The 26,185-nt window shown below is 62.3% G+C and carries 24 protein-coding genes; 14 read left to right on the forward strand and 10 right to left on the reverse strand.

Annotation, left to right across the window (positions count from 1 at the left end):
- The first annotated feature begins 45 nt into the window (after nucleotides 1-45).
- From parE to AR323_RS05150, 4 genes are all read left to right on the forward strand, one after another.
- Entirely contained in the window at nucleotides 46-2,022 is a 1,977-nt protein-coding gene (gene parE / locus AR323_RS05135; protein ID WP_057882879.1) for a DNA topoisomerase IV subunit B, read from the forward strand.
- Between the two features lie 82 nt (nucleotides 2,023-2,104).
- Nucleotides 2,105-3,346: a DUF3422 domain-containing protein gene (locus AR323_RS05140; RefSeq protein WP_057882880.1), complete on the forward strand. Its 1,242-nt coding sequence runs from the start codon at nucleotides 2,105-2,107 to the stop codon at nucleotides 3,344-3,346.
- Between the two features lie 97 nt (nucleotides 3,347-3,443).
- Nucleotides 3,444-4,295: an AAA family ATPase gene (locus AR323_RS05145; protein ID WP_057882881.1), complete on the forward strand. Its 852-nt coding sequence runs from the start codon at nucleotides 3,444-3,446 to the stop codon at nucleotides 4,293-4,295.
- A gap of 78 nt (nucleotides 4,296-4,373) precedes the next feature.
- Nucleotides 4,374-4,667, forward strand: a complete 294-nt coding sequence (locus AR323_RS05150; protein ID WP_057882882.1) for a PilZ domain-containing protein — start codon at nucleotides 4,374-4,376, stop codon at nucleotides 4,665-4,667.
- 9 nt (nucleotides 4,668-4,676) lie between these two features.
- On the opposite strand, the gene AR323_RS05155 is transcribed toward AR323_RS05150, so the two are convergent.
- Nucleotides 4,677-6,074 (reverse strand): methyl-accepting chemotaxis protein, encoded by a 1,398-nt coding sequence (locus AR323_RS05155; RefSeq protein ID WP_057882883.1) that lies wholly within the window; start codon nucleotides 6,072-6,074, stop codon nucleotides 4,677-4,679.
- 131 nt (nucleotides 6,075-6,205) lie between these two features.
- Between AR323_RS05155 and AR323_RS05160 the strand changes: the two genes are divergently transcribed.
- On the forward strand, nucleotides 6,206-7,387 hold the full coding sequence (locus AR323_RS05160) for a vWA domain-containing protein (protein ID WP_057883180.1): 1,182 nt from the start codon (nucleotides 6,206-6,208) through the stop codon (nucleotides 7,385-7,387).
- Between the two features lie 86 nt (nucleotides 7,388-7,473).
- Nucleotides 7,474-7,752, forward strand: a complete 279-nt coding sequence (locus AR323_RS05165; protein ID WP_057882884.1) for a hypothetical protein — start codon at nucleotides 7,474-7,476, stop codon at nucleotides 7,750-7,752.
- Here AR323_RS05165 and AR323_RS05170 read toward each other — a convergent pair.
- The 3 genes from AR323_RS05170 to AR323_RS05180 form a co-directional block, all read right to left on the reverse strand.
- Nucleotides 7,749-9,038: a spinster family MFS transporter gene (locus tag AR323_RS05170; RefSeq protein WP_057882885.1), complete on the reverse strand. Its 1,290-nt coding sequence runs from the start codon at nucleotides 9,036-9,038 to the stop codon at nucleotides 7,749-7,751. The genes AR323_RS05165 and AR323_RS05170 overlap by 4 nt on opposite strands.
- A 101-nt stretch (nucleotides 9,039-9,139) precedes the next feature.
- A complete protein-coding gene (locus AR323_RS05175; RefSeq protein ID WP_057882886.1) occupies nucleotides 9,140-10,339 on the reverse strand; it encodes an exo-beta-N-acetylmuramidase NamZ family protein in 1,200 nt (399 codons plus the stop codon).
- Nucleotides 10,336-10,878, reverse strand: a complete 543-nt coding sequence (locus AR323_RS05180) for a DOMON-like domain-containing protein (RefSeq protein WP_057882887.1) — start codon at nucleotides 10,876-10,878, stop codon at nucleotides 10,336-10,338. The genes AR323_RS05175 and AR323_RS05180 overlap by 4 nt, the downstream gene beginning before the upstream one ends.
- A 32-nt stretch (nucleotides 10,879-10,910) precedes the next feature.
- Between AR323_RS05180 and tyrS the strand changes: the two genes are divergently transcribed.
- The 5 genes from tyrS to AR323_RS05205 all read left to right on the forward strand — a co-directional run bounded on the left by tyrS (nucleotide 10,911) and on the right by AR323_RS05205 (nucleotide 15,500).
- Nucleotides 10,911-12,119 carry a tyrosine--tRNA ligase gene (tyrS, locus tag AR323_RS05185; protein WP_057882888.1) on the forward strand — a complete coding sequence of 403 codons (1,209 nt, stop codon included), beginning with the start codon at nucleotides 10,911-10,913 and terminating at the stop codon, nucleotides 12,117-12,119.
- 79 nt (nucleotides 12,120-12,198) lie between these two features.
- On the forward strand, nucleotides 12,199-12,537 hold the full coding sequence (locus tag AR323_RS05190) for a PilZ domain-containing protein (RefSeq protein ID WP_057882889.1): 339 nt from the start codon (nucleotides 12,199-12,201) through the stop codon (nucleotides 12,535-12,537).
- 64 nt (nucleotides 12,538-12,601) lie between these two features.
- The gene (locus AR323_RS05195) at nucleotides 12,602-13,891 is read left to right on the forward strand and encodes an MFS transporter (RefSeq protein ID WP_057882890.1); all 1,290 of its coding nucleotides are present in this window, start codon (nucleotides 12,602-12,604) and stop codon (nucleotides 13,889-13,891) included.
- Nucleotides 13,888-14,808 (forward strand): cysteine synthase A, encoded by a 921-nt coding sequence (cysK, locus tag AR323_RS05200; protein ID WP_057882891.1) that lies wholly within the window; start codon nucleotides 13,888-13,890, stop codon nucleotides 14,806-14,808. Before AR323_RS05195 ends, cysK begins: the two co-directional genes overlap by 4 nt.
- Nucleotides 14,805-15,500 carry a dienelactone hydrolase family protein gene (locus AR323_RS05205; RefSeq protein WP_057882892.1) on the forward strand — a complete coding sequence of 232 codons (696 nt, stop codon included), beginning with the start codon at nucleotides 14,805-14,807 and terminating at the stop codon, nucleotides 15,498-15,500. The genes cysK and AR323_RS05205 overlap by 4 nt, the downstream gene beginning before the upstream one ends.
- On the opposite strand, the gene AR323_RS05210 is transcribed toward AR323_RS05205, so the two are convergent.
- The 6 genes from AR323_RS05210 to AR323_RS05235 form a co-directional block, all read right to left on the reverse strand.
- Nucleotides 15,497-15,721 carry a hypothetical protein gene (locus tag AR323_RS05210; RefSeq protein ID WP_057882893.1) on the reverse strand — a complete coding sequence of 75 codons (225 nt, stop codon included), beginning with the start codon at nucleotides 15,719-15,721 and terminating at the stop codon, nucleotides 15,497-15,499. The genes AR323_RS05205 and AR323_RS05210 overlap by 4 nt on opposite strands.
- Nucleotides 15,718-17,343 carry a long-chain fatty acid--CoA ligase gene (locus tag AR323_RS05215; protein WP_235510460.1) on the reverse strand — a complete coding sequence of 542 codons (1,626 nt, stop codon included), beginning with the start codon at nucleotides 17,341-17,343 and terminating at the stop codon, nucleotides 15,718-15,720. The genes AR323_RS05210 and AR323_RS05215 overlap by 4 nt, the downstream gene beginning before the upstream one ends.
- A 42-nt stretch (nucleotides 17,344-17,385) precedes the next feature.
- On the reverse strand, nucleotides 17,386-20,856 hold the full coding sequence (gene dnaE, locus AR323_RS05220; protein ID WP_057882894.1) for a DNA polymerase III subunit alpha: 3,471 nt from the start codon (nucleotides 20,854-20,856) through the stop codon (nucleotides 17,386-17,388).
- 66 nt (nucleotides 20,857-20,922) lie between these two features.
- Nucleotides 20,923-21,402: a glutathione peroxidase gene (locus tag AR323_RS05225; RefSeq protein ID WP_057882895.1), complete on the reverse strand. Its 480-nt coding sequence runs from the start codon at nucleotides 21,400-21,402 to the stop codon at nucleotides 20,923-20,925.
- 59 nt (nucleotides 21,403-21,461) lie between these two features.
- Nucleotides 21,462-22,139 carry an ABC transporter ATP-binding protein gene (locus AR323_RS05230; RefSeq protein ID WP_057882896.1) on the reverse strand — a complete coding sequence of 226 codons (678 nt, stop codon included), beginning with the start codon at nucleotides 22,137-22,139 and terminating at the stop codon, nucleotides 21,462-21,464.
- The gene (locus tag AR323_RS05235) at nucleotides 22,132-23,373 is read right to left on the reverse strand and encodes a lipoprotein-releasing ABC transporter permease subunit (protein ID WP_057882897.1); all 1,242 of its coding nucleotides are present in this window, start codon (nucleotides 23,371-23,373) and stop codon (nucleotides 22,132-22,134) included. The genes AR323_RS05230 and AR323_RS05235 overlap by 8 nt, the downstream gene beginning before the upstream one ends.
- Before the next feature lie 160 nt (nucleotides 23,374-23,533).
- On the opposite strand from AR323_RS05235, the gene purF reads away from it, so the two are divergent.
- The 3 genes from purF (at nucleotide 23,534) to AR323_RS05250 (ending at nucleotide 26,184) form a co-directional block, all read left to right on the forward strand.
- A complete protein-coding gene (gene purF, locus AR323_RS05240; RefSeq protein ID WP_057882898.1) occupies nucleotides 23,534-25,006 on the forward strand; it encodes an amidophosphoribosyltransferase in 1,473 nt (490 codons plus the stop codon).
- Entirely contained in the window at nucleotides 25,007-25,717 is a 711-nt protein-coding gene (locus AR323_RS05245; protein WP_057882899.1) for an SDR family NAD(P)-dependent oxidoreductase, read from the forward strand. It abuts the gene before it with no gap.
- 119 nt (nucleotides 25,718-25,836) lie between these two features.
- On the forward strand, nucleotides 25,837-26,184 hold the full coding sequence (locus AR323_RS05250) for a PilZ domain-containing protein (protein WP_057882900.1): 348 nt from the start codon (nucleotides 25,837-25,839) through the stop codon (nucleotides 26,182-26,184).
- The last annotated feature ends 1 nt before the right edge of the window (nucleotide 26,185 follow it).

The raw sequence follows: 26,185 nt of genomic DNA on the forward strand, positions 1-26,185 counted from the left end.
AACACCAGTTGAAGGCCGGTGAAACCGGGGCCTATAGCCGCACCCATGTCCGATGACCTGTTTGCCAACCCCGCCGCCACAACGGGCACCTACGATGCATCTTCGATCGAGGTGCTCGAAGGGCTCGAACCGGTGCGCCGGCGGCCAGGCATGTATATCGGCGGCACCGACGACCGGGCGCTGCACCATCTTGCTGCCGAGGTTCTCGATAACGCCATGGACGAGGCGGTCGCGGGGCACGCCAACCGGATCGAGGTGGAACTCGGCGAAGGAAACCGCCTGACGATCTCGGACAACGGTCGCGGCATCCCGGTGGACGAGCATCCGAAATTCCCAGGCAAGTCGACGCTCGAGGTGATCCTGACCACGCTGCACTCAGGCGGCAAGTTCTCGGGTAAGGCATATGCAACCAGCGGCGGCCTTCACGGCGTCGGCGTGTCGGTCGTCAATGCATTGAGCGACATGACGCGGGTTGAAGTAGCCCGGAACAAGGAGCTGTTCGTCCAGGAATTCTCCAAGGGCGCGCCTACCGGGCCGATCCGCAAGCTTGGTCCGACGCCCAACCGCCGCGGCACGACGGTCGCGTTCCACCCCGACCCGGAGATCTTCGGCGATCGGCAGTTCAGTCCGAAGCGGCTGTTCAAGCTCGCACGGTCCAAGGCCTATCTCTACGCTGGCGTCGAAATCCGCTGGAAGTGTGCTGCCTCGCTCGCGTCGGACGACGTTCCTGCCGAGGCCGTGTTCCAGTTTCCCGGCGGGCTTGCCGATCACCTTGCGGAACAGGTGGGCGCTCGGGAATGCGTGACGGCCCAGCCCTTCGTCGGCCGCCAAGATTTCGCCGACGAGCAAGGGCGCGTCGAATGGGCGATCGCCTGGCCGTTGTGGTCGGACGGCGCTTTCAGCTGGTACTGCAACACCGTGCCCACCCCTGATGGCGGCACCCACGAACAGGGCGTGCGCGCGGCGCTGACGAAAGGCATCAGGGCGTTCGGAGAGCTTGTCGGGCAGAAGAAGGTCAAGGATATCTCCGCCGACGACGTGATGACCGGGGTCGAGGTCATGCTCAGCGTCTTCATCCGCGACCCACAGTTCCAGTCGCAGACGAAGGATCGCCTCACGTCGCCGGAGGCCTCGCGGCTCGTCGAAAATGCGGTACGCGACCACTTCGACCATTTCCTTGCCGACAATATGGAGCGCGGCAAGGCGCTGCTCGGCTCAATCGTCGAGCGGATGGACGAACGGCTGAAACGCAAAGCCGAGCGCGAGATCAAGCGCAAGACCGCAACCAACGCCAAGAAGGTTCGCCTGCCCGGCAAACTTACCGACTGCACCGGAGAGGGCGACGGCGAAACCGAGCTGTTCATCGTCGAAGGCGACAGCGCTGGCGGGAGCGCGAAGCAGGCGCGCGATCGCAAGACGCAGGCGATCCTTCCGATTCGCGGCAAGATCCTCAACGTGGCCAGTGCCAGCGCCGACAAGATCCGCGCGAACCAGGAAATCGCCGACCTTGCCCTCGCTTTGGGCTGCGGGACACGCAAGGACTGCAACGCAGACCAGCTCCGTTACGATCGCATCGTCATCATGACCGACGCCGATGTAGACGGTGCGCACATCGCCACCCTTCTCATGACGTTCTTTTTCCAGGAAATGCCGGACCTGGTCCGCAAGGGGCACCTGTTCCTTGCGCAACCGCCGCTATATCGGCTGACCGCGGGCAAGGAGAGCGCTTATGCCCGCGACGATTCGCACCGCGCCGAACTCGAGGCGACGTTGTTCAAGGGAAAGAAGGTAGAGGTCGGACGGTTCAAGGGCCTCGGCGAAATGAACCCGAATCAACTCCGCGAAACGACCATGAATCCGGCTACCCGCAGCCTGATCCGCATCACGCTTCCGCCCGAACACGAGCAGCGGCACGCGATCAAGGAACTGGTCGATCAACTCATGGGCCGAAATCCGGAACACCGTTTCAACTTCATCCAGAACCACGCTGGCGACCTCGATCGCGACCTTATCGACGCTTGATGGCGCCGTTCGGAGAAAGTCGGGCAAGCTATTCGCTGTAACCTCTGTTAAGCTTCACCGACACTGACGGGGAGGTGCGTCGATGCGCGAGCACAGCTTACGCCGTACGATCATCGACGAGATGCATTTGCGGCGCTGGCCTGCGCTCGTCGCTCCGCTCTCCGTCTGGCAGGTCCTCCGCACCGTCGACCAGTCCGAACGGGCGGGCGAACTAGAGATATTGGCGCATGGCGGCGCTCAGGTCCAAGCAGGCGAGCGGCACGCTTTCGGCAGAATTGCGAACGTGGTCGAGTTCGCGTGGGAGCGGCACACCGAAGGTTCGAGCATAGCGGCCTTTGTGCCGGAAGGTGCTCCCGCCGACGTCGTCGATACGGTACTCGACTGGATCGATGCGCTGCCGGGCATGGTCGTCCGGGCGACCCATATCACGCTGGTGAAGGATCCCGCGCACGCCGAGGCGGTGCTCGGCGGAATGGGGTTCACTCTGCCGGAGACGGTTTCCGGCCGCACGTCTGAGGGTATCCAGTTCTGGTCAGACTTCCGCCTCCACACCGAGGGGTTCGGGCGGCTACTGGTATCTGCAGGCAGCGTTGACCCTGTGACGGTATCGCGCCGCGTCCAGCAGTTGCAGGAACTGGGCAATTACCGGAACATGGCCCTTCTGGGTCTGCCGCAGGCGCGTGCCCAATGGCCCCAGCTGGACGCGATAGAAGCCCGGTTGCGCGAATTCGCCGAGTCGGTTTCCGATCCCAAATCGCACGATGACGAACTTCTGGAAAAGGTTGCCTCGATCTCGTTCGAACTCGCGACTCTGAGCAATGCGATCGGCTATCGCCTCGATGCTACCAAGGCCTACTCCTCGCTCGTCACGGAGCGACTCGACGATCTGGCGCCAATACCGGTGAAGAACTTTCAGTCGCTAAGCGATTTTACCCGTCGACGTTTCCTGCCGGCGGAACGCACTTGCGCGGCGCATGGCGCTCGGCTGGAGAAGCTGACACTGCGAGCGGCGGACCTAACCGCCCTGCTTCGCGCGCGCATCGAAACCCGCATCGAAAGTCAGAATGCCGAGCTGCTGCTTTCGATGGAACGGCGCGCGACCGAACAGCTCCGGCTCCAACAGGTCGTCGAGGGTTTGTCCATCGTGGCCATCTCTTATTACGCGGTCGGACTTGTCGCCTACGCGGCCAAAGCTCTATCGCGCTACGACCGATCTATCGACGTCGAACTAGTAACCGGGGTGTCCATTCCCTTCGTGCTAGTGGCGATATGGTTCGCGATGCGAACTGCGCGCAAGGTGTTGCTGGCGAAACCCTCCGACTGATCAGCCTTTGGCCGCAAACCGCATCGACCCGCGGTTGTCCCTTGCCCTGCCTTCGCGTCCGTCTTACGCAAGCGTAAAGCTGCATAGAGGAATGGGTATGGTCGATCGCTTCGAAGGCACCAGCAATTACATCGCCACCGAAGATCTGAAAGTTGCGGTCAATGCTGCCGTTACCTTGCGCCGCCCCCTGCTGGTCAAGGGAGAGCCTGGTACCGGCAAGACCGTGCTGGCCTACGAAATCGCCAAGGCGGTTAGTGCCCCGCTGATCGAATGGAACGTCAAGTCGACGACCAAAGCGCACCAGGGCCTCTACGAATACGACGCGGTCGCCCGGCTTCGTGACGGCCAGCTTGGCGAGGAGCGGGTTCACGACATCCGCAACTACATCAAGCGCGGCAAGCTCTGGGAAGCGTTCACCTCGCCCGAACTGCCGGTCCTCCTGATCGACGAGATCGATAAGGCCGATATCGAGTTTCCGAACGACCTGCTCCAGGAACTCGATCGGATGCGGTTCGACGTGTACGAAACGCAGGAGACAATCGCCGCGCAGGAACGCCCGATCGTCGTCATCACCTCGAACAACGAAAAGGAATTACCCGACGCTTTCCTGCGCCGTTGCTTCTTCCACTACATCAAGTTCCCCGACCGCGACACGATGCGGGAAATCATCGAGGTCCATTATCCCGGCATCCAGAAGGTCCTGGTTACCAAGGCGATGGATGTCTTCTACGAGATTCGGGACGTTCCTGGCCTGAAGAAGAAGCCTTCAACCAGCGAACTGCTGGACTGGCTTAAGCTGCTGCTGAATGAGGATATGCCACTGGAGGTTCTACAGGATCGAGACCCGACAAAGGCAATTCCACCGCTCCACGGCGCGCTCCTGAAGAACGAACAGGATGTCATGTTGTTCGAAAGGCTGGCCTTCATGGCTAGGCGCCAGGGGAGCTGACATCCGTCAGACTACGGATTTTGCAACCGGTCACTTTGAAGCTATCATGCGGCCGGATCGCGAATTCCAGGGTGCCGAATGACCGACGCACGCATCACCGATCGTCATCCGCTTGAGGTATGGGGCAGCTACAAAGCCGCCACTGGCCCGCGTCGGGAAATTCCCATCAAGGACCTGTCGGAAACCGGTTGCCGCTTCTTCGACAAGTTTTCCAGCCTGCAGCCAGGCATGGAAATCACGATGCGGATCGAAACGATCGGACCGTTCGTGGCGACTGTTCGCTGGCAGGATAGCGGATATGTCGGCGTCGAATTCCAGCAGCGCCTTTACGGGCCGACGTTCGATCACATTCGTCTTCGCCTCGCCCGCTGAAACCAGCAATCAGAGCACGTAGGCGAGTTCAAAATCGCCCCAGCGCTGTCCGTTGATAACCAGCGGAACATAGACGTTGCGGACGATTTCGTAGGTCGTGCCATCGCCTTCCTGCCGATAGACCGCCATCATGAATGGCGCAGTGCTGGCCTTTGCCTTGCGGTCGATCGCGTCGAACAGGATGCGTCCGTTTCGGCAAAACTTGGTATCGTGTGCGAGGTCTCCGGTGGGTTGCCGCGATCGATCCGACACGTGAGTCGGCAGGAAACCGTTCATGTCCGCCTGACTGCACATCTTGATCGGACCGCCCTCCGCCGTCACGCGGTCGTTGATCGGACGCCAGTGTAGATCGGCCCAATCGCTCAGCGCCGTGCGAAACCGCGGCGGATTGCTGCCTGGAACTTCGCGGTAATCGCGGTCGAAGAGCGCGGCACCGGTCAAGCGTCCGTCAGCAATAGCCGTTTCGGCGATCGCGACGATCTCGCGAGCGTATGCCTGGGCCTTGTCGACCATCAGGCTGTCCTCGGGTGACAATCCGGCTTTAACCAATTCGTCGAACATAGCGCTCGCGGTCAATTCCAGATTTTCGATCCGAGTATGCGCTGCCGCCAGCTTGTGTTCGTTGTCGATCGCGGCGCGGTCGAAGGATTCGAGCACGTCCTGAACCGCATGGACGTGATCGCTGATCGTGGCGGTCGCGCGGGTTATCTGGTCATTCTGCCCGTCGACCTCGACGATCAGTTCGTTGACCGAGCGCATCGTATGCTGGATCTGTCCGACCGATAGCTTCGCTTCGCTACTCGCCTTTCCGCCATGCTCGATCTTGGAGATCACCTCGTCCGCCTCGCGGCCAAGAGTGTCGATCGTTCGGCCGATCTCTTCGGTGGCACGGCGCGTGCTGCTGGCAAGGCTCTTCACCTCGTTTGCTACCACAGCGAAAGTGCGCCCGGCGTCGCCGGCCCGCATCGCCTCGATAGTGGCGTTGAGCGCGAGGATGTTGGTGGTTTCTGCAATCTGGTCGATTTCGTACGCGCTCGAGCGAACCTGCGCCATCGCGGCAGCGAATCCGGTGACGTGCTGGGTCAAGGTTTCGACCAGTTCCAGCAGCTCGGTGATCTGCCCGAGCGACGACTGAATCAGCGCCGATCCCTCGCCCAGGCGATCGATTGCACGCTCCGACAGAAGGCGCGCTTCGTCGCTGGCCTGCGCCACGCGCAACTGATCCGTTTCCAGTGCCGCTACGGTCTCCTGCAGCGCCGAGTGCTCTGAACGCAGCCGCTGCGACGAAGTCATCACCGCTTCGATGATGCCGGCGACATCGGTACAACCTACGGTGACCTCGCCGCAGCTGGCCGAGATGCGTTCGATACCGTGACCGGTGGCGATGTTGATGGCTGTATGTTCCATGCGTCCCCTGTGCGCACCTTCGCGAGCCGCAGGCATAGCGTTGGCATGGTTAGCGAAGGTTTAAGCAGGCGAAGGCAAATCGCGGACGATCGCGCTGGCGAAAGGGCGACGTGCGCGATATGCACCAGGTCATGTTCTTCAACTTCGTCGACGAGCTGCGCGCCGCCGGAATCCCGGCAAGCTTCAAGGAGCATCTCACGCTGCTCGAAGCACTCGACAAAGACGTTATCGAGCAGACGCCCGAGGCGTTCTATTACCTCAGCCGCGCGACGTTCGTGAAGGATGAAGGGCTGATTGACCGGTTCGACCAGGTCTTCCAGAAGGTCTTCAAGGGTGTGCTTACCGATTACGGTCAGCAGCAGGTCGATATTCCCGAAGACTGGCTGAAAGCTATCGCCGAGAAGTTCCTTACTCCGGAAGAGATGGAGGCGATCAAGGGGCTCGGATCGTGGGACGAGATCATGGAGACGCTTAAACAGCGGCTTGAGGAGCAGCAAAAGCGCCACGAGGGCGGAAACAAGTGGATCGGCACCGGCGGGACATCGCCTTTCGGCAACGGAGGCTACAATCCGGAAGGAGTGCGGATCGGTGGCGAAAGCCAGCACAAGCGCGCTCTGAAGGTCTGGGAAAAGCGCGAATTCAAAAATCTCGACAATACGCGCGAACTCGGCACCCGTAACATCAAGATGGCCCTGCGCCGTCTGCGCCGCTTCGCCCGCGACGGGGCGGCCGACGAACTAGACCTCGATGCCACCATCGAGGGCACGGCCAAACAGGGCTGGCTCGACATCCATATGCGACCCGAGCGGCACAACGCGGTCAAGCTGCTCCTCTTTCTCGATGTAGGTGGGTCGATGGATCCCTTCATCAAGTTGGTGGAAGAACTGTTCAGCGCGGCCACCGCCGAGTTCAAGAATCTTGAGTTCTTCTACTTCCACAACTGCCTTTATGAAGGCGTATGGAAAGATAACCGCCGGCGCTGGGCAGAGCGGACGAAAACCTGGGACGTGCTCCACAAATATGGCCACGACTACAAGATCGTGTTCGTGGGCGATGCCGCGATGAGTCCATATGAGATTACCCATCCCGGCGGCAGCGTGGAGCATATGAACGAGGAAGCCGGCGCCACCTGGATGCACCGCGTGACCAATACCTACCCGGCGACCGTGTGGCTCAATCCTGTGCCCGAGCAGCAGTGGGGCTATTCGCAATCGACCAAGCTGATCCGTCAACTCGTCAACGATCGGATGTACCCGCTGACGCTGGACGGGCTGGACGATGCGATGCGCGAATTGAGCCGCAAGCAAGGTTGAGGTAAAGTCAGCGCCTAAGAGAGTTTGCCATGCGCTTTATTTTGCTGCCTTTCATCGCTGCGATGACGGTGTAGATCGCGCCGTTCGTGGCGGAATCCACGCCCCGGCCAATCGGTCTGACGGCAGATGAGGCCAAGTCGCACACGCAGGACCATTGCGACGACAGGATCGAGTGGGTGCGCGAGGAGCTTGATCAACCGAAGCTCCAGCAAGAAACCGCCAGCCCGGACAAGCCGCTCCTGATCGCAGCGGTGGACAAGCGGATCGACGGGTGCGCCGTTCTGCAGATGCATAACGACATCAACGACCTGCGACCCTCGCCCTCCCGACCGTCCGGCCCTCCTCGCCTGCAACCGGCTGACTAGCCAGTCTTCAGTTCCGCATTGAGCCGCAAGCTGGCGCGCCAGAAGAAGAAAGCCGGGATCAGGCCTAGCCAGGCAGCTCCGTAGAGCACCCACCGCACACTTTCCTGTCCATAGGTGGGCTGGAGCATGTCCGAGAGGACGCCGAAGAGAAACGGCCCTAGGCCCAACCCGATCAGATTCTGCCCGAACAGCATGATCGACGCCGCCACCGCGCGCGCTCTCGGCTCCACCAGTCCCTGGACACACGCGTAAGCCGGCCCGTAATAGGCAGAGTTCAGGATGCTCGGTACGATGAGCAACGCGACGGCCAGACGCCAGTCCGACATGTAATAGCCAAGAAACAGGATGGGCGCCGCGATGGCCATGCCATAGGCGGGGAAGGTCAGGAGGTGCCTCTTGTCCGTCCGTCCGTACTTGTCGGCCATCTTGCCGCCGAGCCAAGTGCCCAACGCCCCGGCCAGACCGAGAGCGACCGCCATCGACAGCCCTGCTTCGGTCGTCGACAGGCCGTGGCTGCGGATGAAGAAGCTGATCGTCCACAGCGCCTTGCCATACCCCAGGGTCGCCACCACCGAGGAGGCGATCAGGATGTAGACGAACGCCCGCGAACTGAAGATTTCGCGCAGGGCCTGCTTTGTCGACAAGGGGACTACCGCCCTTGCAGCTGCGATTGCCTGTTCCGAACGGCTGTGGCGCGGGTCGCGCATGACGTACAGCACTACCAGCGCGAGCAATAGGCCCGGGGCCCCGACCATCATCAAGGCGACGCGCCATCCGTACAGGTCGTTGACGACACCGCCGATTATCAGGCCAAGCAGCGAACCGACCGGCACGCCAAGGCCATAGAAGGCAATGGCGGATGAACGCTTCTCTGGCGGCACACTGTCGGTAATCAACGAGTGCGCGGCCGGCGTGCACCCGGCTTCGCCCACTCCCACACCGATGCGGGCCAGGAGAAGCTGAACGAAGTTCTGCGCCAGGCCGCACACGGCCGTCATCGCCGACCATACCGCCAGAGAGGCGGCGATCAGCCGGACCCGGTTTGTGCCTTCCTTGTCGGCATAGCGTGCAATTGGGATACCGAGCAGCGCGTAGAAAACGGCGAATGCCGGTCCCGCGAGCAGCCCCAATTGCGTATCCGAAAGCCCAAGTTCACCCTTGATCGGCTCGGCAAGGATATTCACAATTTGCCGGTCGAGGAAATTGAAAATGTAGACGATCAGCAGAATCCACAGCGTCACCCTGACGTTGCGATCGGCGGTTCCTTGCGACGGTATGCTCGCCATCCTACGACCATCCTCTCCACGTGCGGACTTGGGTCCGTCTCAGAACCGAACGTCCGCGACTAGCTTCCCCCCGTCAACCCCCGAACTACGTTTTCGAATAATCAGTATCGCAACAGAGGAGCGACCTCCTCGCGCCACTTCACTTCATCACTTTCAGCCAGTGCGTCGAGGTCCGCTGCCGAGGCAGTCGCGTTGTCCACCCACTCGCGCAACGCAGGACCGCCATTGATCACGTCGATTGCCAGGCGGTCGAACTCGTACTCGTAAGCAAAATCGCGCCACAAGTCGTATCCTGGATAAAGGCGTCGGATTGCCTTGAACGCGAGCGCCTGCAACCGCCAAGGTCGAAACGAGTCGTGATTGTAGAATTGCTGCTCCGCGTGCACCATCAATCCGCTGCACAGAGACTTGGCGTGCTTGTGGAAAGTCGGCTCGAACCAGCAAGGACGGATGGCGCAACCGGTCAGCCAATCCGGAGCGAAGCGGTCCATTTCGGCCAGGACCTGCCCAGCATCGAGGTCGGGCGCGCCGAACAGCACTTCAAGAGGACGTGTCGTTCCCCTCCCCTCGCTCAAGTTGGTCCCTTCCAGCATGACCGTGCCAGCATAGGCGCGCGCCATGTTGAGGCTGACAGCATTCGGACTCGGATTGATCCACACCCGGTTAATGGGCCACCCGAAACCCGGCCCCGCTTCGGGCAGCCAGTGATGCATGTCGATGACCCGGTATGCTACGTCGATACCGAAGCGACTAATAAACCAGTTGCCCATTTCGCCCATCGTAAGACCGTGCCGCATGGGCATCTCGGCCGCACCGACGAAGCTTTCCTGGCCCGCGACAAGCAATGTACCCTCGACGGGACGACCCGCGGGATTGGGCCGATCCAGGACCCAGACTTCTTTACCGTGCGCTGCAGCCGCTTCCAACAGGTAGAGGAGCGTGGTGACGAACGTGTAAATCCGGCAGCCGAGGTCCTGAAGGTCGAACAGGAACAAATCCGCCGTGCTCATCATCTGACCGGATGGTCGCCGGACTTCGCCATAAAGGCTGAAAATCGGGATGCCGTAAGCGGGATCGGTCTCGTCTCCCGTTTCGACCATGTTGTCCTGCTTGTCGCCCTTCAGCCCGTGCTGCGGGCCGAACGCGCTGGTCACGTTCACGCCCGCTGCGATCAACGCGTCGAGGCTGTGGACGAGGTCGCTAGTCACCGATGCCGGATGGGCCACCAGCGCGACCCGGCGGCCCGACAGCGACCTGAGCAGTTCCGGCTCGCTCAGCAGCCGGTCGATACCGAATTTCATGCGTGCTTGGGTGGCGCAAGCACGGCGGCGAAGCAAGCCGGAGAGTGGAAATCGGGCTTCGTTTCCGGATGATCGAGCGCCCAGTAGCTTAGCGCTCCGCCAGCTTCCTCCAGCACGCAGGCAAAGTTAGCTGCTGCAGGCAATGCCGGCAGCACGTCGCGCGGGATCGCAGCGTCGAAGATGGCGAAGTTGCTTCCGAGCCGCATCGTGCAGTCGGGTTCGCGGGAAGCCGGTCGCTGGGTCATACCCGCGCGGTACGCCGAGAAATCGTAGGCCGCCCATCGTTCCGAGGGCGACAGGTTCAATTCGACATACCCGTCCTGCCCGTCGGAGCGCAGAAACAGCTCGAAGCACGTTGTCTTCCACAACTCGTCGGCTCGCCCACGCCCAGCGAAGGCCGGCACGATCAGATCCCGCGCGCCGTCGACGCGCCAGCGGACGCGCAGCCAGTCGTCGGCGAGACCGATGACCCGCCCCTCAACTCCGGTAACCCGCGCGGGAGGGTGCGCCAGATGCGCCTTCAACCGATACGTTTGCATGTGACCGCCCCCGTGCTAACCGCCCGCCCGCCATGAGCGACTATAAATCCGATCTGCTGCGCCTGCTCGACGAGCGGGGCTATGTCCACCAGATGACCGATGCGGCAGGCTTGGACGCCCTTGCCGCGCGCCAAGTCGTGCCGGGATATATCGGCTTCGATGCAACCGCGCCTTCGCTGCACATCGGCAGCCTGGTTCAGATCATGATGCTGAGGCGTCTGCAGCAGACCGGCCACAAGCCAATCGTGGTGATGGGCGGCGGGACAACGCGGATCGGCGATCCGACCGGGCGCGACGAGAGCCGCAAGATGCTCACCGACGAGGCTATCGAGCAGAACATCGCCGGCATCTTTACCGTGTTCGACAAGCTGCTGACGTTCGGCGATGGGCCGACCGACGCCGTGATGGTGAACAACCACGACTGGCTCGGAAAGCTTGGCTACATCGAGTTGCTGCAGCAGGTCGGCACGCATTTCACGGTCAACCGGATGCTGACCTTCGATTCGGTGCGCTTGCGCCTGGAGCGCGAGCAGCCGATGACCTTCCTCGAATTCAACTACATGATCCTGCAGGGCTACGACTTCCGTCACCTGTCGCACACCATGGGCGTGCGGTTGCAGATGGGCGGCAGCGACCAGTGGGGCAACATCGTCAACGGTGTCGAACTGGGCCGCAGGATGGATGGTGCCGAGCTGTTCGGCGTGACCACCCCCCTTCTCACCACTGCCGACGGCGCCAAGATGGGCAAAACCGCTGCCGGGGCAGTCTGGCTGAACGAGGCGCAGCTGCCATCGTGGGACTTCTGGCAATATTGGCGCAATGTCGACGACCGCGATGTCGGACGGTTCCTGCGGTTGTTCACCGACTTGCCGCTCGATGAAATTCAGCGCCTCGAGGCGCTCGAGGGAGGCGAAATTAACGCCGCGAAGGTCGTCCTCGCCAATGAGGTAACGCGCTTGGTCCGCGGCGACGATGCGGCGCGCTCGGCCGAAGCGACCGCTGCGGCGACGTTCGCCGACGGCGGCGCGGGCAAGGATTTGCCCACCCTGCCGCTTGAGCCCGGCATGACGTTTGCCTCGGCCCTGACCGCCATCGGCTTCACCGCTTCTAATGGCGAGGCCAAGCGCAAGATCGCCGAGGGCGCAGTGAAGCTGGATGGGCAAACGGTGACCGATCCGGGTGCCGCTGCGCGCCCCGGTCGCCTTAGCTTAGGCAAAAAGCGCCATGGAATTCTCGGCTGACGGATAGCTGCTTTAACCCAATATCAGCGATTATCGTTCATCACGGCCCGGTCCACACGCAACGGAGGGCCGTGGTACAGTGTCTGTCGGAGCTCAGCTTTCTGTCACCGATCTGCGGCGCGCGGCGCGGCATCCGGTAGACTACCCGGTCATCGCCGAGCACCAGCTGCACGGCGACCTGAAGCTGCATATCGCGAACATCTCAGCGCACGGCTTCATGGTGGACGATTCGCAAGGCCTTCAGCGCGGCGATCGCGTGATCATCCGCCTGCCCGAAGTCGGGCGGATCGAGGCGTACGTGATCTGGACGCGTGACGAGCGCGCCGGCTTCCAGTTCGAGCGGATCATCCGGCTAGACGATTTCGTTCGGATCATCGAAGCGTTGCAGCCCAACCCCCGCCTGCGCCGCGCGCGCTAAGCCGACAAGAAATCGTTAGAAGCACAGGCGCAGCGCTTGCTTGGCAGGCGCGGCGCCCGGTGCCATGGCGCGTGCCGTGAATACCGCGGAGCACCCCTTATCGATTGCGAATTTCCGCGCCTATTTCCTGTCGCGGCTCCTCGGCACGATCGCGATCAGTGCTCAGGGCATCATCATCGGATGGCAGGTCTACAGCCTCGCCCGAGAGACGATGGACATCAAGCAGTCGGCGTTGTTGCTGGGCATCATCGGCCTGGTGCAGTTCGTACCGCTGTTCCTGCTGACGCCGGTCGTCGGCCTGATCGCCGACACGTATGACCGGCGCTGGATCGTCCGATGGACCACCCTGCTGCTGACCCTCAACGCGGCGATGCTCGGCTACCTCACGTGGACCGAAAGCCTGTCGCTGCCTTTCCTGTTCGTGGCCGCAATGTTCGTCGGGATCGCGCGGGCGTTCTCCGGCCCGGCCTATTCGGCGCTTGCACCCAATCTCATTCCCCGAGCCGTACTGCCGACGGCGATCGCGGTCAGTTCGATGGCTTGGCAGGTCGGCACGATCGCCGGGCCGAGCGTGGGCGGCGTGCTCTATGCGATCGACCCGAACCTTGCCTATGGGTCGATCGCCGGAATGTTCGCGGCCGCGCTGCTCCTCATTTTCCTGATATCCCCGGTGGCACAGCCGCCCGTGCAGAAGGATCGACGGCCGATCCAGCGCATGGTCGACGGTTTCCGCTATGTGCGTGACAACCGACTGGTGATGGCGACGATCACGCTCGACCTGTTCGTTGTGCTGTTCGCAGGGGCAACCGCCCTGCTGCCTGTCTTTGCTCGCGATATATTGAAGGTCGGCGCGGATGGCTTCGGCCTTCTCGCAGCAGGAATGGGTATCGGCGCGACCGCCGCATCGATCTGGTTCTCGTTCTTTCCGATGAAGAGCGACGTCGGGGTCAAGATGCTGGGCGCGGTGATTGTGTTCGCGCTGGCGATCGTCACGTTCGGGCTTTCGAAGATTTTCTGGCTCAGCCTTGTCGCACTGGTCGTCGCCGGGGCGGCCGACATGGTCTCGGTCTACATCCGCCAATCGCTGATTCAGCTTCATACGCCTGACGAAATGCGCGGACGTGTGGGCGCGGTGTCTGCACTCACAATTTCTGCCTCGAACGAATTGGGCGAGACCGAGTCCGGCCTTCTGGCCGCCGTCATCGGACCGGTCGCTGCTGTTGTGACCGGCGGAATCGCCGCCATATTCGTTACATTGTACTGGGCGCGCCTGTTCCCCGAACTCAGGCTTGCCAAGACCTTCGACCCGCCCCCACAAGCGGACACGAACAAACCCCAGGAGGCCCTGCCATGAAAGCCGAAAGCGTCCTTGCCACCATCGGCAACACCCCGCACATCCGCCTCGGACGCCTTTTCCCGGACCACGAGGTCTGGGTGAAGAGCGAGCGGACCAATCCCGGCGGCTCGATCAAGGATCGCATCGCGCTCTCTATGGTCGAGGACGCCGAGAAGTCGGGCGCACTTAAGCCTGGCGGCACGATCATCGAACCCACAAGCGGCAACACGGGCATCGGCCTCGCGATGGTTGCCGCGGTAAAGGGGTACAAGCTCGTCCTCGTCATGCCCGAGAGCATGAGCCTCGAACGGCGGCGCCTGATGCTCGCCTACGGTGCCTCGTTCGACCTCACCCCGCGCGAAAAGGGCATGAAGGGCGCGCTCGAGCGAGCCGCCGAGCTCGTCGCCTCGACGCCCGGTGCATGGATGCCGCAGCAGTTCGAGAACCCGGCCAACGTCGCGGTCCATGCGCGCACGACGGCGCGAGAGATCATCGCCGACTTTGCCGATGCGCCGATCGACGCGTTGATCACCGGCGTCGGCACCGGCGGGCACCTGACAGGCTGCGCCGAGGTACTCAAGGCGGAATGGCCTGACATGAAAGCCTATGCGGTCGAACCAATCCTATCACCCGTGATTTCGGGTGGACAGCCGGGGCCCCACCCGATCCAGGGGATCGGCGCGGGCTTCATCCCGGGCAACCTGCACACCCGTGCCATCGACGGAGCAATCCAGGTCGATGCCGACGCCGCAAAGGACATGGCGCGCCGCAGCGCGGTCGAGGAAGGTTTACTGGTCGGCATTTCCAGCGGAGCGACACTCGCCGCGATCGCGCAGAAACTGCCCGATCTCGAACCCGGATCGCGCGTGCTGGGTTTCAACTACGATACCGGCGAGCGCTATCTGTCGGTGCCCGACTTCCTGCCCGAAGCGTGACCCAAGAGCCTGTCGCATATCGCGATGGCGATCTACCGCTGGGCGGAACCCTGTTCCGTCCTGCGGACACACCAAAGGCCGCCATTGCCGTATTCCCGACTATCCTGAATCCGACCCCAGCGGTCGAGGCGAAGGCGCGCGCGCTCGCGGATGCTGGCTACCTCGCGTTGGTTTGTGACTTTTATGGAGAGACGCCGGCAGATTTCGCCGCGTCTGTTGCGCTGTCGACCGCCTTGCGGGCCGATGCACGCAGATACCGCCAGCGCCTCCATTGCGCATTTGATGCCCTGACCCGCGAAGCACCCGGCCTAGGCCGGGGAGCGATTGGCTTCTGCATGGGCGGACAGGCCGTCCTCGAACTGGCTAGGGACGGAGCCGATCTGGCGGTGGTCGCAAGCTTTCACGGCCTGCTCGACACACGTGCCCCTGCAGATCAGGGGGCGATCACTGCACGCATTCTCGTCTGCCACGGCGATGCCGACCCTCTCGTTCCGCGCGAACAGGTCATGGCGTTCTGGGAAGAAATGGACCGAGCAGGCGCGGACTGGCATTTCCATTCGTACGCGCGAGTGGTGCACGGCTTCACCAATCCCAATCGCCCTCCCGCTGGAGGACCGGTGGCTTTCGACCCGAGTGCAGACAGGCAAAGCTGGGCGGCGATGCTCTCGTTGTTCAAGGAAGTGTTCGGCTAGACCAGACGCCTACGGCGCGACGATGGAATGCCGACCGCCAGCGCCAAGCCAAGCGCCGCGGCGGCAGACACGCCGAACTTGATCGCATTCAAAAGCGGATCGTCGAACGTTGCGGTCGAACTGGTCCACCACCATGCGGCATTCTCGATCACCGCCTGCCCAACAAGCAAGGTTGCCAGACCGATGATCACGGCAACGATCGTCCGCAGCAATGTTCTCATTCGACCCTCTCCAGCCTGTAATCCCGGAACCGCTCGCGCAGGTCCTTCTTGCTGATCTTGCCGGTGCCCGTGTGGGGGATTTCGTCGACGAACTCGATTGCGTCGGGCATCCACCACTTGGCGACCTTGTCGCGGAGATGGTCGAGGATTTCGTCCGCGCTCACCACCATATCGGGCTTGGCAACGCAGACGAGGATCGGTCGTTCATCCCACCTGGGATGGGATATGCCGATCGCCGCCGCCTCGGCAATCGCCGGGTGACCGACCGCCGCATTTTCAAGCTCGACCGAACTGATCCACTCGCCACCGGACTTGATCACGTCCTTCGTGCGATCGGTTAGCTGCAGCGTGCCATCCGGATGGATCACGGCAACGTCGCCGGTGTCGAACCACTGATATTCGTCGGTCGCGTCCTCTTCTGCCTTGAAATAGCGCTTGATGACCCATGGGCCGCGCACCTGAAGGGCGCCCGACGTCTCGCCGTCGCGGGGCAGGACCTTAGTGGGATCTCCCAGGTCGACACAGCGCAGTTGGACGCCGAAAGCCGGCCTACCCTGCTTCATGACAAGCTCGACCTGTTCGTCGAACGACAATTCGTCCCAATTGGCCGGCGGTGAGCCTGTCGTGCCGATTGGGCTGGTTTCGGTCATGCCCCAGGCGTGGGCGACGCTGACCCCGTTCTTCATCAGGCGCTCGATCATGAACCTCGGAGCCGCAGATCCCCCGATGATCGCACGGCGCAGCTTGCCGACGTCACGCACGTCCTTGCCGATCGAATCGAGGTAATTGAACATCGCGAGCCACACGGTCGGCACGCCTGCCGAATGGGTCACCTTCTCGCGGTCCATCAGATCGCACAGGATCTTGGGGTCGTTGACCTGCGAATAGACGAACTTGATCCCCGGGATCGTCCCGGCCCACGGCAAGCCCCAGCTGGCTGCATGGAACATCGGAACCACCGGCAGGACCACCGTCCGCGAATCCGCGTCGAAAAGGTTGGGCTGCACCCCTGCCATCGCGTGGAGCAGCGTCGAACGATGCTCGTACAGAACGCCCTTGGGATTGCCGGTCGTTCCGCTGGTGTAGCAAAGCATGCACGGGTCGCGCTCCTCGACGGGCTCCCATTCGGTCTGACCGTCGTACGCCCCGATCCAGTCTTCGAAGGACGGGGCGTGTTCGCCGGAATCGAAGCAGATGTAGGTTTCGACGCAGGGCCACTTGTCGCGCATGCGGTCGACGATGGGCTGGAACATCGCATCGTACAGCAGCACGCGGTCTTCGGCGTGGGTGACGATGTATTCGAGCTGGTCGTCGAACAGGCGCGGATTGATCGTGTGGAGCACACCGCCCACGCCCACGGCGCCGTACCACGTAACGAGATGGCGGCTGTGGTTCATCGCCAGCGTCGCGATCCGATCGCCCTTGCGGACACCGGCAGCGCGCAGCGCCTGCGTCATTCGCAAGGCATCGTGGCGGACCCCTGCCCAGGTCGTGCGAGTTTCGGTTCCGTCAGCCCAATAAGTCACGTGCTCGCGCTGCCCGTATTCGCGGGCTGCGTGGTCGATCAGGTGAGTGACCACTAGGTCCCAGTCCTGCATCGCACCAAGGGCGGACAATTGCATTTCGATCTCCTCTTCCGGCCTGACGCCGGTCGGGAAGACCGCTCAGGCTGCCAGTCGCAGATTCGGGCCGCGCTGGGTTGTGAGCTGCACATTGGCAAGTCCCTCGATGCTTGCCAAGCGTTCGGCTAGTTCTCCGTCAAGCTGGTAGCTGCGACCGATACGGACAATCGGTTCCCCCTCGCCACCTGTGCGCAGCGTAACCCGAACTTCGCCTTGTCCATCGGGCCCCGGCACGAGCTCCGCCCTGAGGGCTTCGATGGCTTCCGGCAGGTGCGCCTCGAGGCTCAACATCATCCGCGCCGCCGCCTTCACGTCCCGCAGGGGACGCGCGCCGCGCACCGTCACACGCGGAGGTTCGTCGGGGCTGGGGCTGTCGAGTTCTACGTTGAGCAGCACACAAGTGCCCTCATCCGCCCACTTGACGAAATTGGCGACCAGCGACTCTTCGAAGCAGGCCGCCGAGAACTGGCCAGTGCTGTCCGAGAAATCCGCGCGAACGAAATCCTTGCCCTTGCGGGTGCGGCCCCGGTTCACCTTCTCGACCATCGCGGCCATCACCGCCGGCGCCCGTCCTCCGCTCGGCCCGCCCGAGACCATCAAAGAGGCGAAGCTACGCGCTCCGTTGGCCGAAGCGATGGCGCGAAACTGCTCGACCGGATGGGCAGAAAAATAGAATCCGAAGTTATCGCGTTCGCGGGCCATGCGTTCGGCACGGGTCCATTCCTCGGTTTCTTTCAATCGAAGCGCGGTATCGGGCTGTGTCTCTCCGCCGAACAGCGCCGCCTGACCGCTCTCGCGCTCGCGGTTGGCGGCATCGCTCACGGCCAGGAGCAGGTCGACGTTGGCGAAGAGCTTGGCCCGGTTGGGTTCGAGTGCATCGAGCGCTCCTGCGGCAACCAGGCCTTCCAGCTGGCGCGAATTCATCGAGCCCTTCGGCAGGCGCTGGAACAGGCTCTCGAGCGTATCGAACCATCCGTTCGCCTCGCGCTCTTCGACCAGCGCCTCCATCGCCTTTTCGCCGACGTTCTTGATGCCTGCGAGCGCATAGCGCAATGCATAGCCCTCGTCCGTGCGCTCGACGGTGAATTCGGCCTCGGAGCGGTTCACATCTGGCGGAGCGACTTCGACTCCTGCGCGCCGGGCGTCGTCGACGAAAGCCGCCAGCTTGTCCGACTGGTGCATGTCGAAGCACATCGACGCGGCGTAGAATTCTTCCGGATAATGCGCCTTCAGCCAACCGGTTTGGTAGGCCAGCAGTGCATAAGCCGCCGCGTGGCTCTTATTGAAGCCGTATCCCGCAAACTTGTCGATCAAGTCGAACAACTCGTTCGCTCGTTTCGCAGGAATTTGGGAGACTTGCGCGCACCCGTCGACGAACCGCTGCCGCTGGGCGTCCATCTCTGCCTGCACCTTCTTGCCCATCGCGCGGCGCAGAAGGTCTGCATCGCCCAGCGAGTAACCGGCCAGGATCTGCGCGGCCTGCATGACCTGTTCCTGGTAGACGAAGATCCCGTAGGTCTCGGAAAGGATACCCTCGAGCTTCGGGTGCGGGTATTCGATCGGCACTTCCCCCGCCTTGCGCTTTCCGAACAGCGGGATGTTATCCATCGGGCCCGGCCGATAGAGCGAGACGAGCGCGATGATGTCGCCGAAGTTCGTCGGTTTCACCGCGGTCAGCGTGCGGCGCATCCCCTCCGATTCAAGCTGGAACACGCCCACCGTGTTACCGCTCTTCATCAATTCGTAGACCTGCGCATCGTCGAGCGGCAGCGCGCTCAGGTCGATCTCGATTCCCCGCTTGGCAAGGAGCTCGACCGCCTTCTGCAGGACCGAAAGCGTCTTGAGGCCCAGGAAGTCGAACTTGACCAGCCCGGCACTTTCGACGTGTTTCATGTCGAATTGGGTAACCGGCATGTCCGACCGGGGGTCTCGGTAGAGCGGGACGAGTTGAGCCAGCGGCCTGTCGCCTATCACCACGCCGGCCGCGTGGGTCGAACTGTTGCGCGGATAGCCTTCGAGCTGCATCGCCAAGTCGATCAGGCGGCGCACATCGTCGTCGTTGTCGTACTCCCGCTTGAACTCGGACACCCCGTTGAGCGTTCGCGGCAGGGTCCACGGGTCGGTCGGATGGTTCGGCACCATCTTGCACAGGCGATCGACGTGGCCGTAGCTCATTTGGAGGATGCGTCCTGCATCGCGCAGGACGGCGCGCGCCTTGAGCTTGCCGAAGGTGATGATCTGCGCGACGTGATCGTCGCCATATTTGGCTTGCACGTAGCGGATCACTTCGCCGCGACGCGTTTCGCAAAAGTCGATGTCGAAGTCGGGCATCGAGACGCGTTCGGGATTGAGGAAGCGTTCGAACAGCAGTCCCAGCTTGATAGGATCGAGATCGGTGATCGTCAAAGCCCAGGCAACAAGACTGCCCGCACCCGATCCGCGCCCCGGACCCACCGGAATTCCGTTATCCTTGGCCCACTTGATGAAGTCGGCCACGATCAGGAAATAGCCGGGAAATCCCATCTGGTTGATGATGTCGATTTCGAATTCGAGCCGGTCGACGTAGACCTTGAGCTCGTCGTCGGAGAGATCGTCGTATTTCTCCAGACGAGCAGCAAGTCCGCGCCTCGAATCGTCCGCCAGCATGCGAGCCTCGCCCTCGAGGTCGCCCGCCAGGCTCGGCAGGATCGGATCGCGTTTGGGCGGGGCGAAAGCGCAGCGCTGCGCGATCACGAGGGTGTTGGCCGTCGCCTCGGGAAGGTCGACGAACAGTTCTTCCATCATCGGGGCAGACTTGACGAACGCCTCGGGGTTGGAGCGCGGGCGTTCCGCCGCGTCGATGTGGGTCGAATTTGCGATGCACAACATGGCATCGTGCGCAGGGTGAAAATGCGGATCGGCGAAGTTCGCCGGATTGGTCGACACCAAAGGCAAGTTTCGTGCGTAGGCAAAATCTAGCAGCGCGTCCTCGGCATTGTCGCAAGCTGCCGCGCTTCGACGCGCCAGTTCGACATACAGTCTGCCTGGAAACAGGCGTTCTAGGCGCTCCGCCAGCGCCTCGGCGTCATCCGATCGGGCGTCAGCCAGCAGGCGAGTTACCGCCCCCTCCCCTGCACCGGTAAGCGCGATCAGTCCCTGCGTGCGCCCCTCCAAGTCGTCCATCGAGACGTGGGCGGGCAGCTCGAGCGGGCGTGCGAGGTGCGCGCGGCTGACCAAATGGCAAAGGTTCGCGTAGCCTTGATCATCTTGCGCGTAGAGCGGGAGATAGTCGATGGTCTCGGGACTACCGTCGCGGCATATTCCAAGGAGTGTTCCGATGATCGGCTGAATGCCGAGGTCGAAGCAGGCCTTCGCAAACGCGACGACGCCGTACAGCCCGTTGCGATCGCAAATCGCGATTGCCGGAAAACCCCGGTCCTTGGCGAGGCGCGCTATGGCTTTGGGATCGATCGCCCCTTCGAGCATCGAGTAGCTCGACATGACGCGCAGGGGAACGAAGGGAGCGAAAGCCATGCCCTGAAGATGGTGGACCGCGCCCCGATTCGCAAAGGGAAGCCAGTCGCGACTTGTCCACAGATGTCAGAGTAGCTTCTGGATATCTTTCTCGATGCTCTTCGGCGCGTCGGCGGGGCCATAGCGCTTCACGACGTGCCCCTCGCGGTCGACCAAGAACTTCGTGAAGTTCCACTTGATCGCCTTGCTGCCCATCAGGCCCGGTGCCTCACCTTTCAGCCAGTCGAAAAGCGGGCTGGCACCAGCGCCATTGACTTCGACCTTGGCGAGAACCGGAAACGTCACATCGTAGGTGAGCTTGCAGAAACTCGCGATCTCGTCGGCATTGCCCGGTTCCTGAGCGCCGAACTGGTTGCACGGAAAACCGAGGACTTCGAACCCCCGGTCCCCGTAGGTCCGCTGAAGCTCTTCCAGACCTTCGTACTGGGGGGTGAAACCGCACTTGCTGGCGACATTCACGACCAGAAGAACCTTGCCCAGCTTTTCCGAAAGGTCGAGCGGGGTCCCGTCGGGCTTCTGGACGGTGAAATCGGCGATGGTGGTCATCCGGCTAGCTCCTCGTGACGCAATCGATCGGACCCGGGCACCCTTAGACAGCGCTCACGCTATTGCAGCAAGCCATCGTGGAGACGGACCACTCGGTCCATACGGCGGGCCAGCCGTTCATTGTGCGTTGCGACGAGCGCGGCGCTGCCCTCGCCGCGAACCAGCGCGAGGAACTGTTCCAGGACAATGTCGGCGGTATGCTCGTCGAGGTTGCCGGTCGGCTCGTCCGCCAGGACGAGCTGGGGCCGATTGGCCAGCGCGCGACCGACAGCGACCCGCTGTTGCTCGCCACCAGATAGCTGGCTGGGCCGATGGGTCAGACGGTGCTCCAGGCCGAGCGAAGCCAGTATCGACCGGGCTCGTTCTTCGGCATCTGCCTTGGCCCGGCCCGCCACGAGCTGCGGTATCACGACATTCTCGGTCGCGTTGAAATCGGGCAGCAAGTGGTGGAACTGATATACGAAGCCAAGATGGTTGCGGCGTAGTTGCGTACGGCCTTCCGGCGGAAGAGCGCTCGCATCTATCCCGGCAATCTCGATCTTGCCACGAAAGCCCCCCTCGAGCAGGCCGACTGCTTGCAGCATCGTCGACTTGCCCGAGCCCGAAGGACCCAGCAATGCGACAATCTCGCCCGGGGCGATTTCGAGATCCACTCCGCGCAGCACGTCGATACGTTCCCCGCCCTGCTCGAACGAGCGCGCCAGCTTGGTGAGGCGGACTACCGGACCGTTATTCATAGCGCAGCACCTGCACCGGATCGGTGCTCGCGGCCTTGTAGGCGGGATAAAGCGTGGCAAGGAAACTCAGCACGAGGGCAAGGACCGCGATCCCGATGATTTCGGCAGGGTCGGGCCGCGAGGGCAAGGTGGTCAGGAACCGGACCGAAGGGTCCCACAGGTTTTGCCCGGTCACGACCTGGATGACGTTCACGATCCCCTGCCGGAAGGTCAGGATCAGGAAGCCCAGCAACAGCCCACCCCCGGTGCCCACTGCACCAACCGTAAATCCCGCGGTAACGAATATCTTGAGCAGGGATCGCCGCGTTGCACCCATCGTGCGCATGATGGCGATATCGCGGGTCTTCGCCCGCACGAGCATCACCAGGCTGGACAGTATATTGAACGCCGCCACGAGCACGATCATCGAAAGGGCGAAGAACATCGCCACACGCTCCACTTCGAGTGCCTCGAATAGCGATCCGTTGATCTGCTTCCAGTCGTTGACCACGGCCTGGCCGGACAGCTTCCGGGCCACTGGCGCAAGGTACTCGGCCGCTTGGTCTGCATCCTCGGTCGTCACCTCGATCATCCCGATCGTATCGCCGATCAGCATCAGGGTCTGCGCGTCGGCAATCGGCATGACGACGAAGGCCTTGTCGTAATCGTAGACACCGATCTCGAATATGGCCGCGACCCGGTAGCCAACCTGTCGGGGCACCGTTCCGAACGGCGTGGAGCGCCCGGCCGGATTGATGACCGTGATGGTATCGCCGACCTGTGCCCCTATATTCTCCGCAAGGCGCACGCCTATCGCCACTTCAGCGGCATCCGGCTTCAAAGTGGCAAGGCTGCCCGTGACAACTTTCTCTTCCAGCGCGGCGATATCCTCAGCGGTATTGCCACGGATCAGCACAGCCTCGACGCGGCCATTGAATGTTACCAGCAAGGGCTGCTCGATCAGCGGGCTCGCGCTGGTTACCCCAGGCGTCTTGCGAATGTCCTGCAGAATGCCCTGCCAGTTATCGAGCCGACCGCCGTAGGCCTGGACGATCGCATGACCGTTGAGGCCCACGATCTTGTCGAGCAGTTCGGCGCGGAACCCGTTCATCACGCTCATCACCACGACGAGCAGCGCGACCGACAGCATGACGACGCCGACACTGATGCCGGCGACGAGCGCGATGAAGCCCTCGCCTTTGCCAGGCAGCATGTAGCGCTTGGCGATTGTCCATTCGAAAGGGGAAAGCAGCAAGGTGCGCGCGTCTCGTTCAGGGATGCGATGGGACCCCGCGTTTAGGGGCCGATTATGAACGGCGCAATGGGCGAACGGATGCATCGCACAGACCACCGCCCCTTGTCTTTGGGACGTAACATCGCCATTGAGCGGCGCGAGCAGCGAGGCCCCAAGCCCCATGAACTTTTACCATCCGTTCGAAGCCGCGGACGGCGACAAGCTCCGCGAAGAATGCGGCGTCTTCGGCGCCATCGGCGCGCCCGATGCCTCGACGGTCACCGCACTTGGCCTTCATGCACTCCAGCATCGTGGGCAGGAGGCGGCCGGCATCACCAGCTTCGACGGACAGGAATTCTATTCTCGTCGCGGGACGGGTCATGTTGCCGAGAATTTCTCGTCGCAGGAAGCTCTCGCCGAACTTCCCGGTATCATGGCGGCGGGTCACGTTCGATACTCCACGACCGGCGGGTCGGGCCTGCGCAATGTCCAACCGCTTTATGCCGATCTAGCCGCGGGCGGGTTCGCGGTGGCCCACAACGGCAACATCTCGAACGCGCAGACCTTGCGTGACGAACTCGTCCGCAAGGGCGCGATCTTCCAGTCGACGTCCGATACCGAGGTGATCATCCACCTCGTTGCAACGAGCCGATATCCGACCACGATCGACCGGCTGATCGATGCGCTAAGGCTCGTCGAAGGCGCCTATTCGCTGATCGTGATGACGCCCGAAGGGATGATCGTCTGCCGGGATCCCCTCGGCATTCGCCCGCTTGTCATGGGCCGTCTCGGCGATGCGACCGTGTTCGCCAGCGAGACGGTCGCATTCGACGTGGTGGGCGCCGATTTCGTTCGACAGGTCGACCCGGGCGAGATCGTACAGGTCGATTTCGACGGAAAGATCGTTTCGACGCATCCTTTCGGCACGCGTCAGGCCCGACCCTGCATCTTCGAGCATGTCTATTTCAGCCGGCCGGACTCCATTTTCGACGGTCGCTCGGTTTACGAAGCGCGCAAGGCCATTGGGCGCGAACTTGCCATCGAGGCTCCGGTCAAGGCTGACCTCGTCGTCGCAGTTCCCGACAGCGGGGTGCCTGCGGCGATCGGATACGCCCAGGAATCGGGAGTACCGTTCGAACTCGGCATCATCCGCTCGCACTATGTGGGACGGACGTTCATTCAGCCGGGCGACGGCGCGCGGCATTCCAGCGTCAAGCGCAAGCACAATGCCAATCGCGGTCTTGTGGAAGGCAAGCGGATCGTCCTAATCGACGATTCGATCGTTCGCGGCACGACTTCAATGAAGATCGTCGAGATGATGCGCGATGCCGGTGCTACCGAGGTCCATTTCCGCGTTGCCAGCCCACCGACGGCGCATTCGTGTTTCTACGGCGTCGATACCCCTGAGCGGTCGAAACTTCTTGCGGCGCGGATGGACCTCGAGCCGATGCGCGAGTTCATCAAGGCCGACAGCCTCGCCTTCGTCTCGATCGACGGGCTCTATCGTGCGGTCGGCGAAACGGCGCGCAACCCGCTTCGACCGCAGTTTTGCGACGCATGTTTCAGCGGCGATTATCCCACATCCCTGACAGATCTAGCGGCGCGCGAGCCGCAAGACGCGCAGTTGCCGTTTCCCGTCAACAAGGTCGCTTAAATGTCTGACACAGCATCGCTTCAGAGCCGAATTGCGCTCGTCACCGGCGCCAGTCGGGGAATTGGCGCTGCGACAGCGATTGCTCTTGCCAGAGATGGTGCACACGTTGTCCTGACCGGACGCGATGTGAAGGCGCTCGAGGCGGTGGAAGATGCGATCCACGATGCTGGCGGCAGTTCGACTATTGCTCCGCTGGACCTCTCCGAGCCGGACGGCATCCCCCGCCTCGCCGCAGCCGTGGCGCAACGGTGGGACAAGCTCGATATCATGGTGATCAACGCTGCTTACCTGCCGACATTGACGCCCGTTACCCAAGTCGACTCCAAGCAGCTCGGCCAGGCGCTTACGGTCAATGTGCTCGCTACTCAGGCTCTGCTGGCCGCATTTGATCCATTGTTGAAACGAGCAGGTCACGCCCGCGTGATCGGTCTTACCAGTTCGGTCGGAACTGCGCCTCGCGCGTTCTGGTCCGCCTACGCGGCAAGCAAGGCGGCGTTCGAGACACTTCTGGATTGCTACGCCCTAGAGGTCGAGAAGCTGGGCGACACACGCGTTGCAATTGTCGATCCAGGGGCGACACGAACTGCCATGCGGGCGAAGGCCTATCCGGGAGAGGATCCCGCAAGCGTGAAGCCGCCCGAAGATGTGGCTGCGCTGGTCGTGGGCCTCCTGCAGAAGGACTTCCCTACTCGGACCCGCGCACGTCCTTGACGGCTTCTTAACCAAACAACGCAATCTTTCGGAAAGCAGGTTGGTGCACCGTGCGCAAAGTCTGGTCGGTGGCCCCCGACAGGACGACCCCTGAGGGACGCGAACGAAGGCACCAGCGCATGATCAATACGACCGACCGATATGCTTTGGCCGCACAGGAAGACCGTTGCGCGCCGCGCACGAAAATCAGCATTCCCGCTCAATTGCGGGCGTCGGGCGGACGTCCGTTCCGGACAGTCGTCCATGACCTGTCGATTTCAGGTTTTTCCGCAGCGGCGATCAACCGCATGCATGTCGGGCAGTTCTGCTGGCTGACCCTTCCAGGTCTCGAATCGCTGCAGGCGGAGGTCATCTGGTGGGACAATTGCATCGCCGGATGCGCGTTCTCCGAGCTTTTGAGCCCGATCGTTCATGACAACATCCTTGCGCGCTATACCGGGGGAACCGTCTTCCGGCCGGTCGCCTGAT

It is taken from the genome of Tsuneonella troitsensis (assembly GCF_001441535.1).
GTDB classification, from domain to species: domain Bacteria; phylum Pseudomonadota; class Alphaproteobacteria; order Sphingomonadales; family Sphingomonadaceae; genus Tsuneonella; species Tsuneonella troitsensis.

Bases quoted from the DNA above. Each gene is read 5' to 3' on its own strand.
- AR323_RS05210 (WP_057882893.1), bottom strand. From the start codon at position 15,721: ATGAGAACATTGCTGCGGACGATCGTTGCCGTGATCATCGGTCTGGCA.
- AR323_RS05140 (WP_057882880.1), top strand. From the start codon at position 2,105: ATGCGCGAGCACAGCTTACGCCGTACGATCATCGACGAGATGCATTTG.
- AR323_RS05215 (WP_235510460.1), bottom strand. From the start codon at position 17,343: ATGCAATTGTCCGCCCTTGGTGCGATGCAGGACTGGGACCTAGTGGTC.
- AR323_RS05160 (WP_057883180.1), top strand. From the start codon at position 6,206: ATGTTCTTCAACTTCGTCGACGAGCTGCGCGCCGCCGGAATCCCGGCA.
- cysK (WP_057882891.1), top strand. From the start codon at position 13,888: ATGAAAGCCGAAAGCGTCCTTGCCACCATCGGCAACACCCCGCACATC.
- purF (WP_057882898.1), top strand. From the start codon at position 23,534: ATGAACTTTTACCATCCGTTCGAAGCCGCGGACGGCGACAAGCTCCGC.
- AR323_RS05195 (WP_057882890.1), top strand. From the start codon at position 12,602: ATGGCGCGTGCCGTGAATACCGCGGAGCACCCCTTATCGATTGCGAAT.
- AR323_RS05245 (WP_057882899.1), top strand. From the start codon at position 25,007: ATGTCTGACACAGCATCGCTTCAGAGCCGAATTGCGCTCGTCACCGGC.
- AR323_RS05155 (WP_057882883.1), bottom strand. From the start codon at position 6,074: ATGGAACATACAGCCATCAACATCGCCACCGGTCACGGTATCGAACGC.
- parE (WP_057882879.1), top strand. From the start codon at position 46: ATGTCCGATGACCTGTTTGCCAACCCCGCCGCCACAACGGGCACCTAC.
- AR323_RS05170 (WP_057882885.1), bottom strand. From the start codon at position 9,038: ATGGCGAGCATACCGTCGCAAGGAACCGCCGATCGCAACGTCAGGGTG.
- AR323_RS05150 (WP_057882882.1), top strand. From the start codon at position 4,374: ATGACCGACGCACGCATCACCGATCGTCATCCGCTTGAGGTATGGGGC.
- AR323_RS05250 (WP_057882900.1), top strand. From the start codon at position 25,837: ATGATCAATACGACCGACCGATATGCTTTGGCCGCACAGGAAGACCGT.
- tyrS (WP_057882888.1), top strand. From the start codon at position 10,911: ATGAGCGACTATAAATCCGATCTGCTGCGCCTGCTCGACGAGCGGGGC.
- AR323_RS05175 (WP_057882886.1), bottom strand. From the start codon at position 10,339: ATGAAATTCGGTATCGACCGGCTGCTGAGCGAGCCGGAACTGCTCAGG.
- AR323_RS05180 (WP_057882887.1), bottom strand. From the start codon at position 10,878: ATGCAAACGTATCGGTTGAAGGCGCATCTGGCGCACCCTCCCGCGCGG.
- AR323_RS05145 (WP_057882881.1), top strand. From the start codon at position 3,444: ATGGTCGATCGCTTCGAAGGCACCAGCAATTACATCGCCACCGAAGAT.
- AR323_RS05230 (WP_057882896.1), bottom strand. From the start codon at position 22,139: ATGAATAACGGTCCGGTAGTCCGCCTCACCAAGCTGGCGCGCTCGTTC.
- dnaE (WP_057882894.1), bottom strand. From the start codon at position 20,856: ATGGCTTTCGCTCCCTTCGTTCCCCTGCGCGTCATGTCGAGCTACTCG.
- AR323_RS05225 (WP_057882895.1), bottom strand. From the start codon at position 21,402: ATGACCACCATCGCCGATTTCACCGTCCAGAAGCCCGACGGGACCCCG.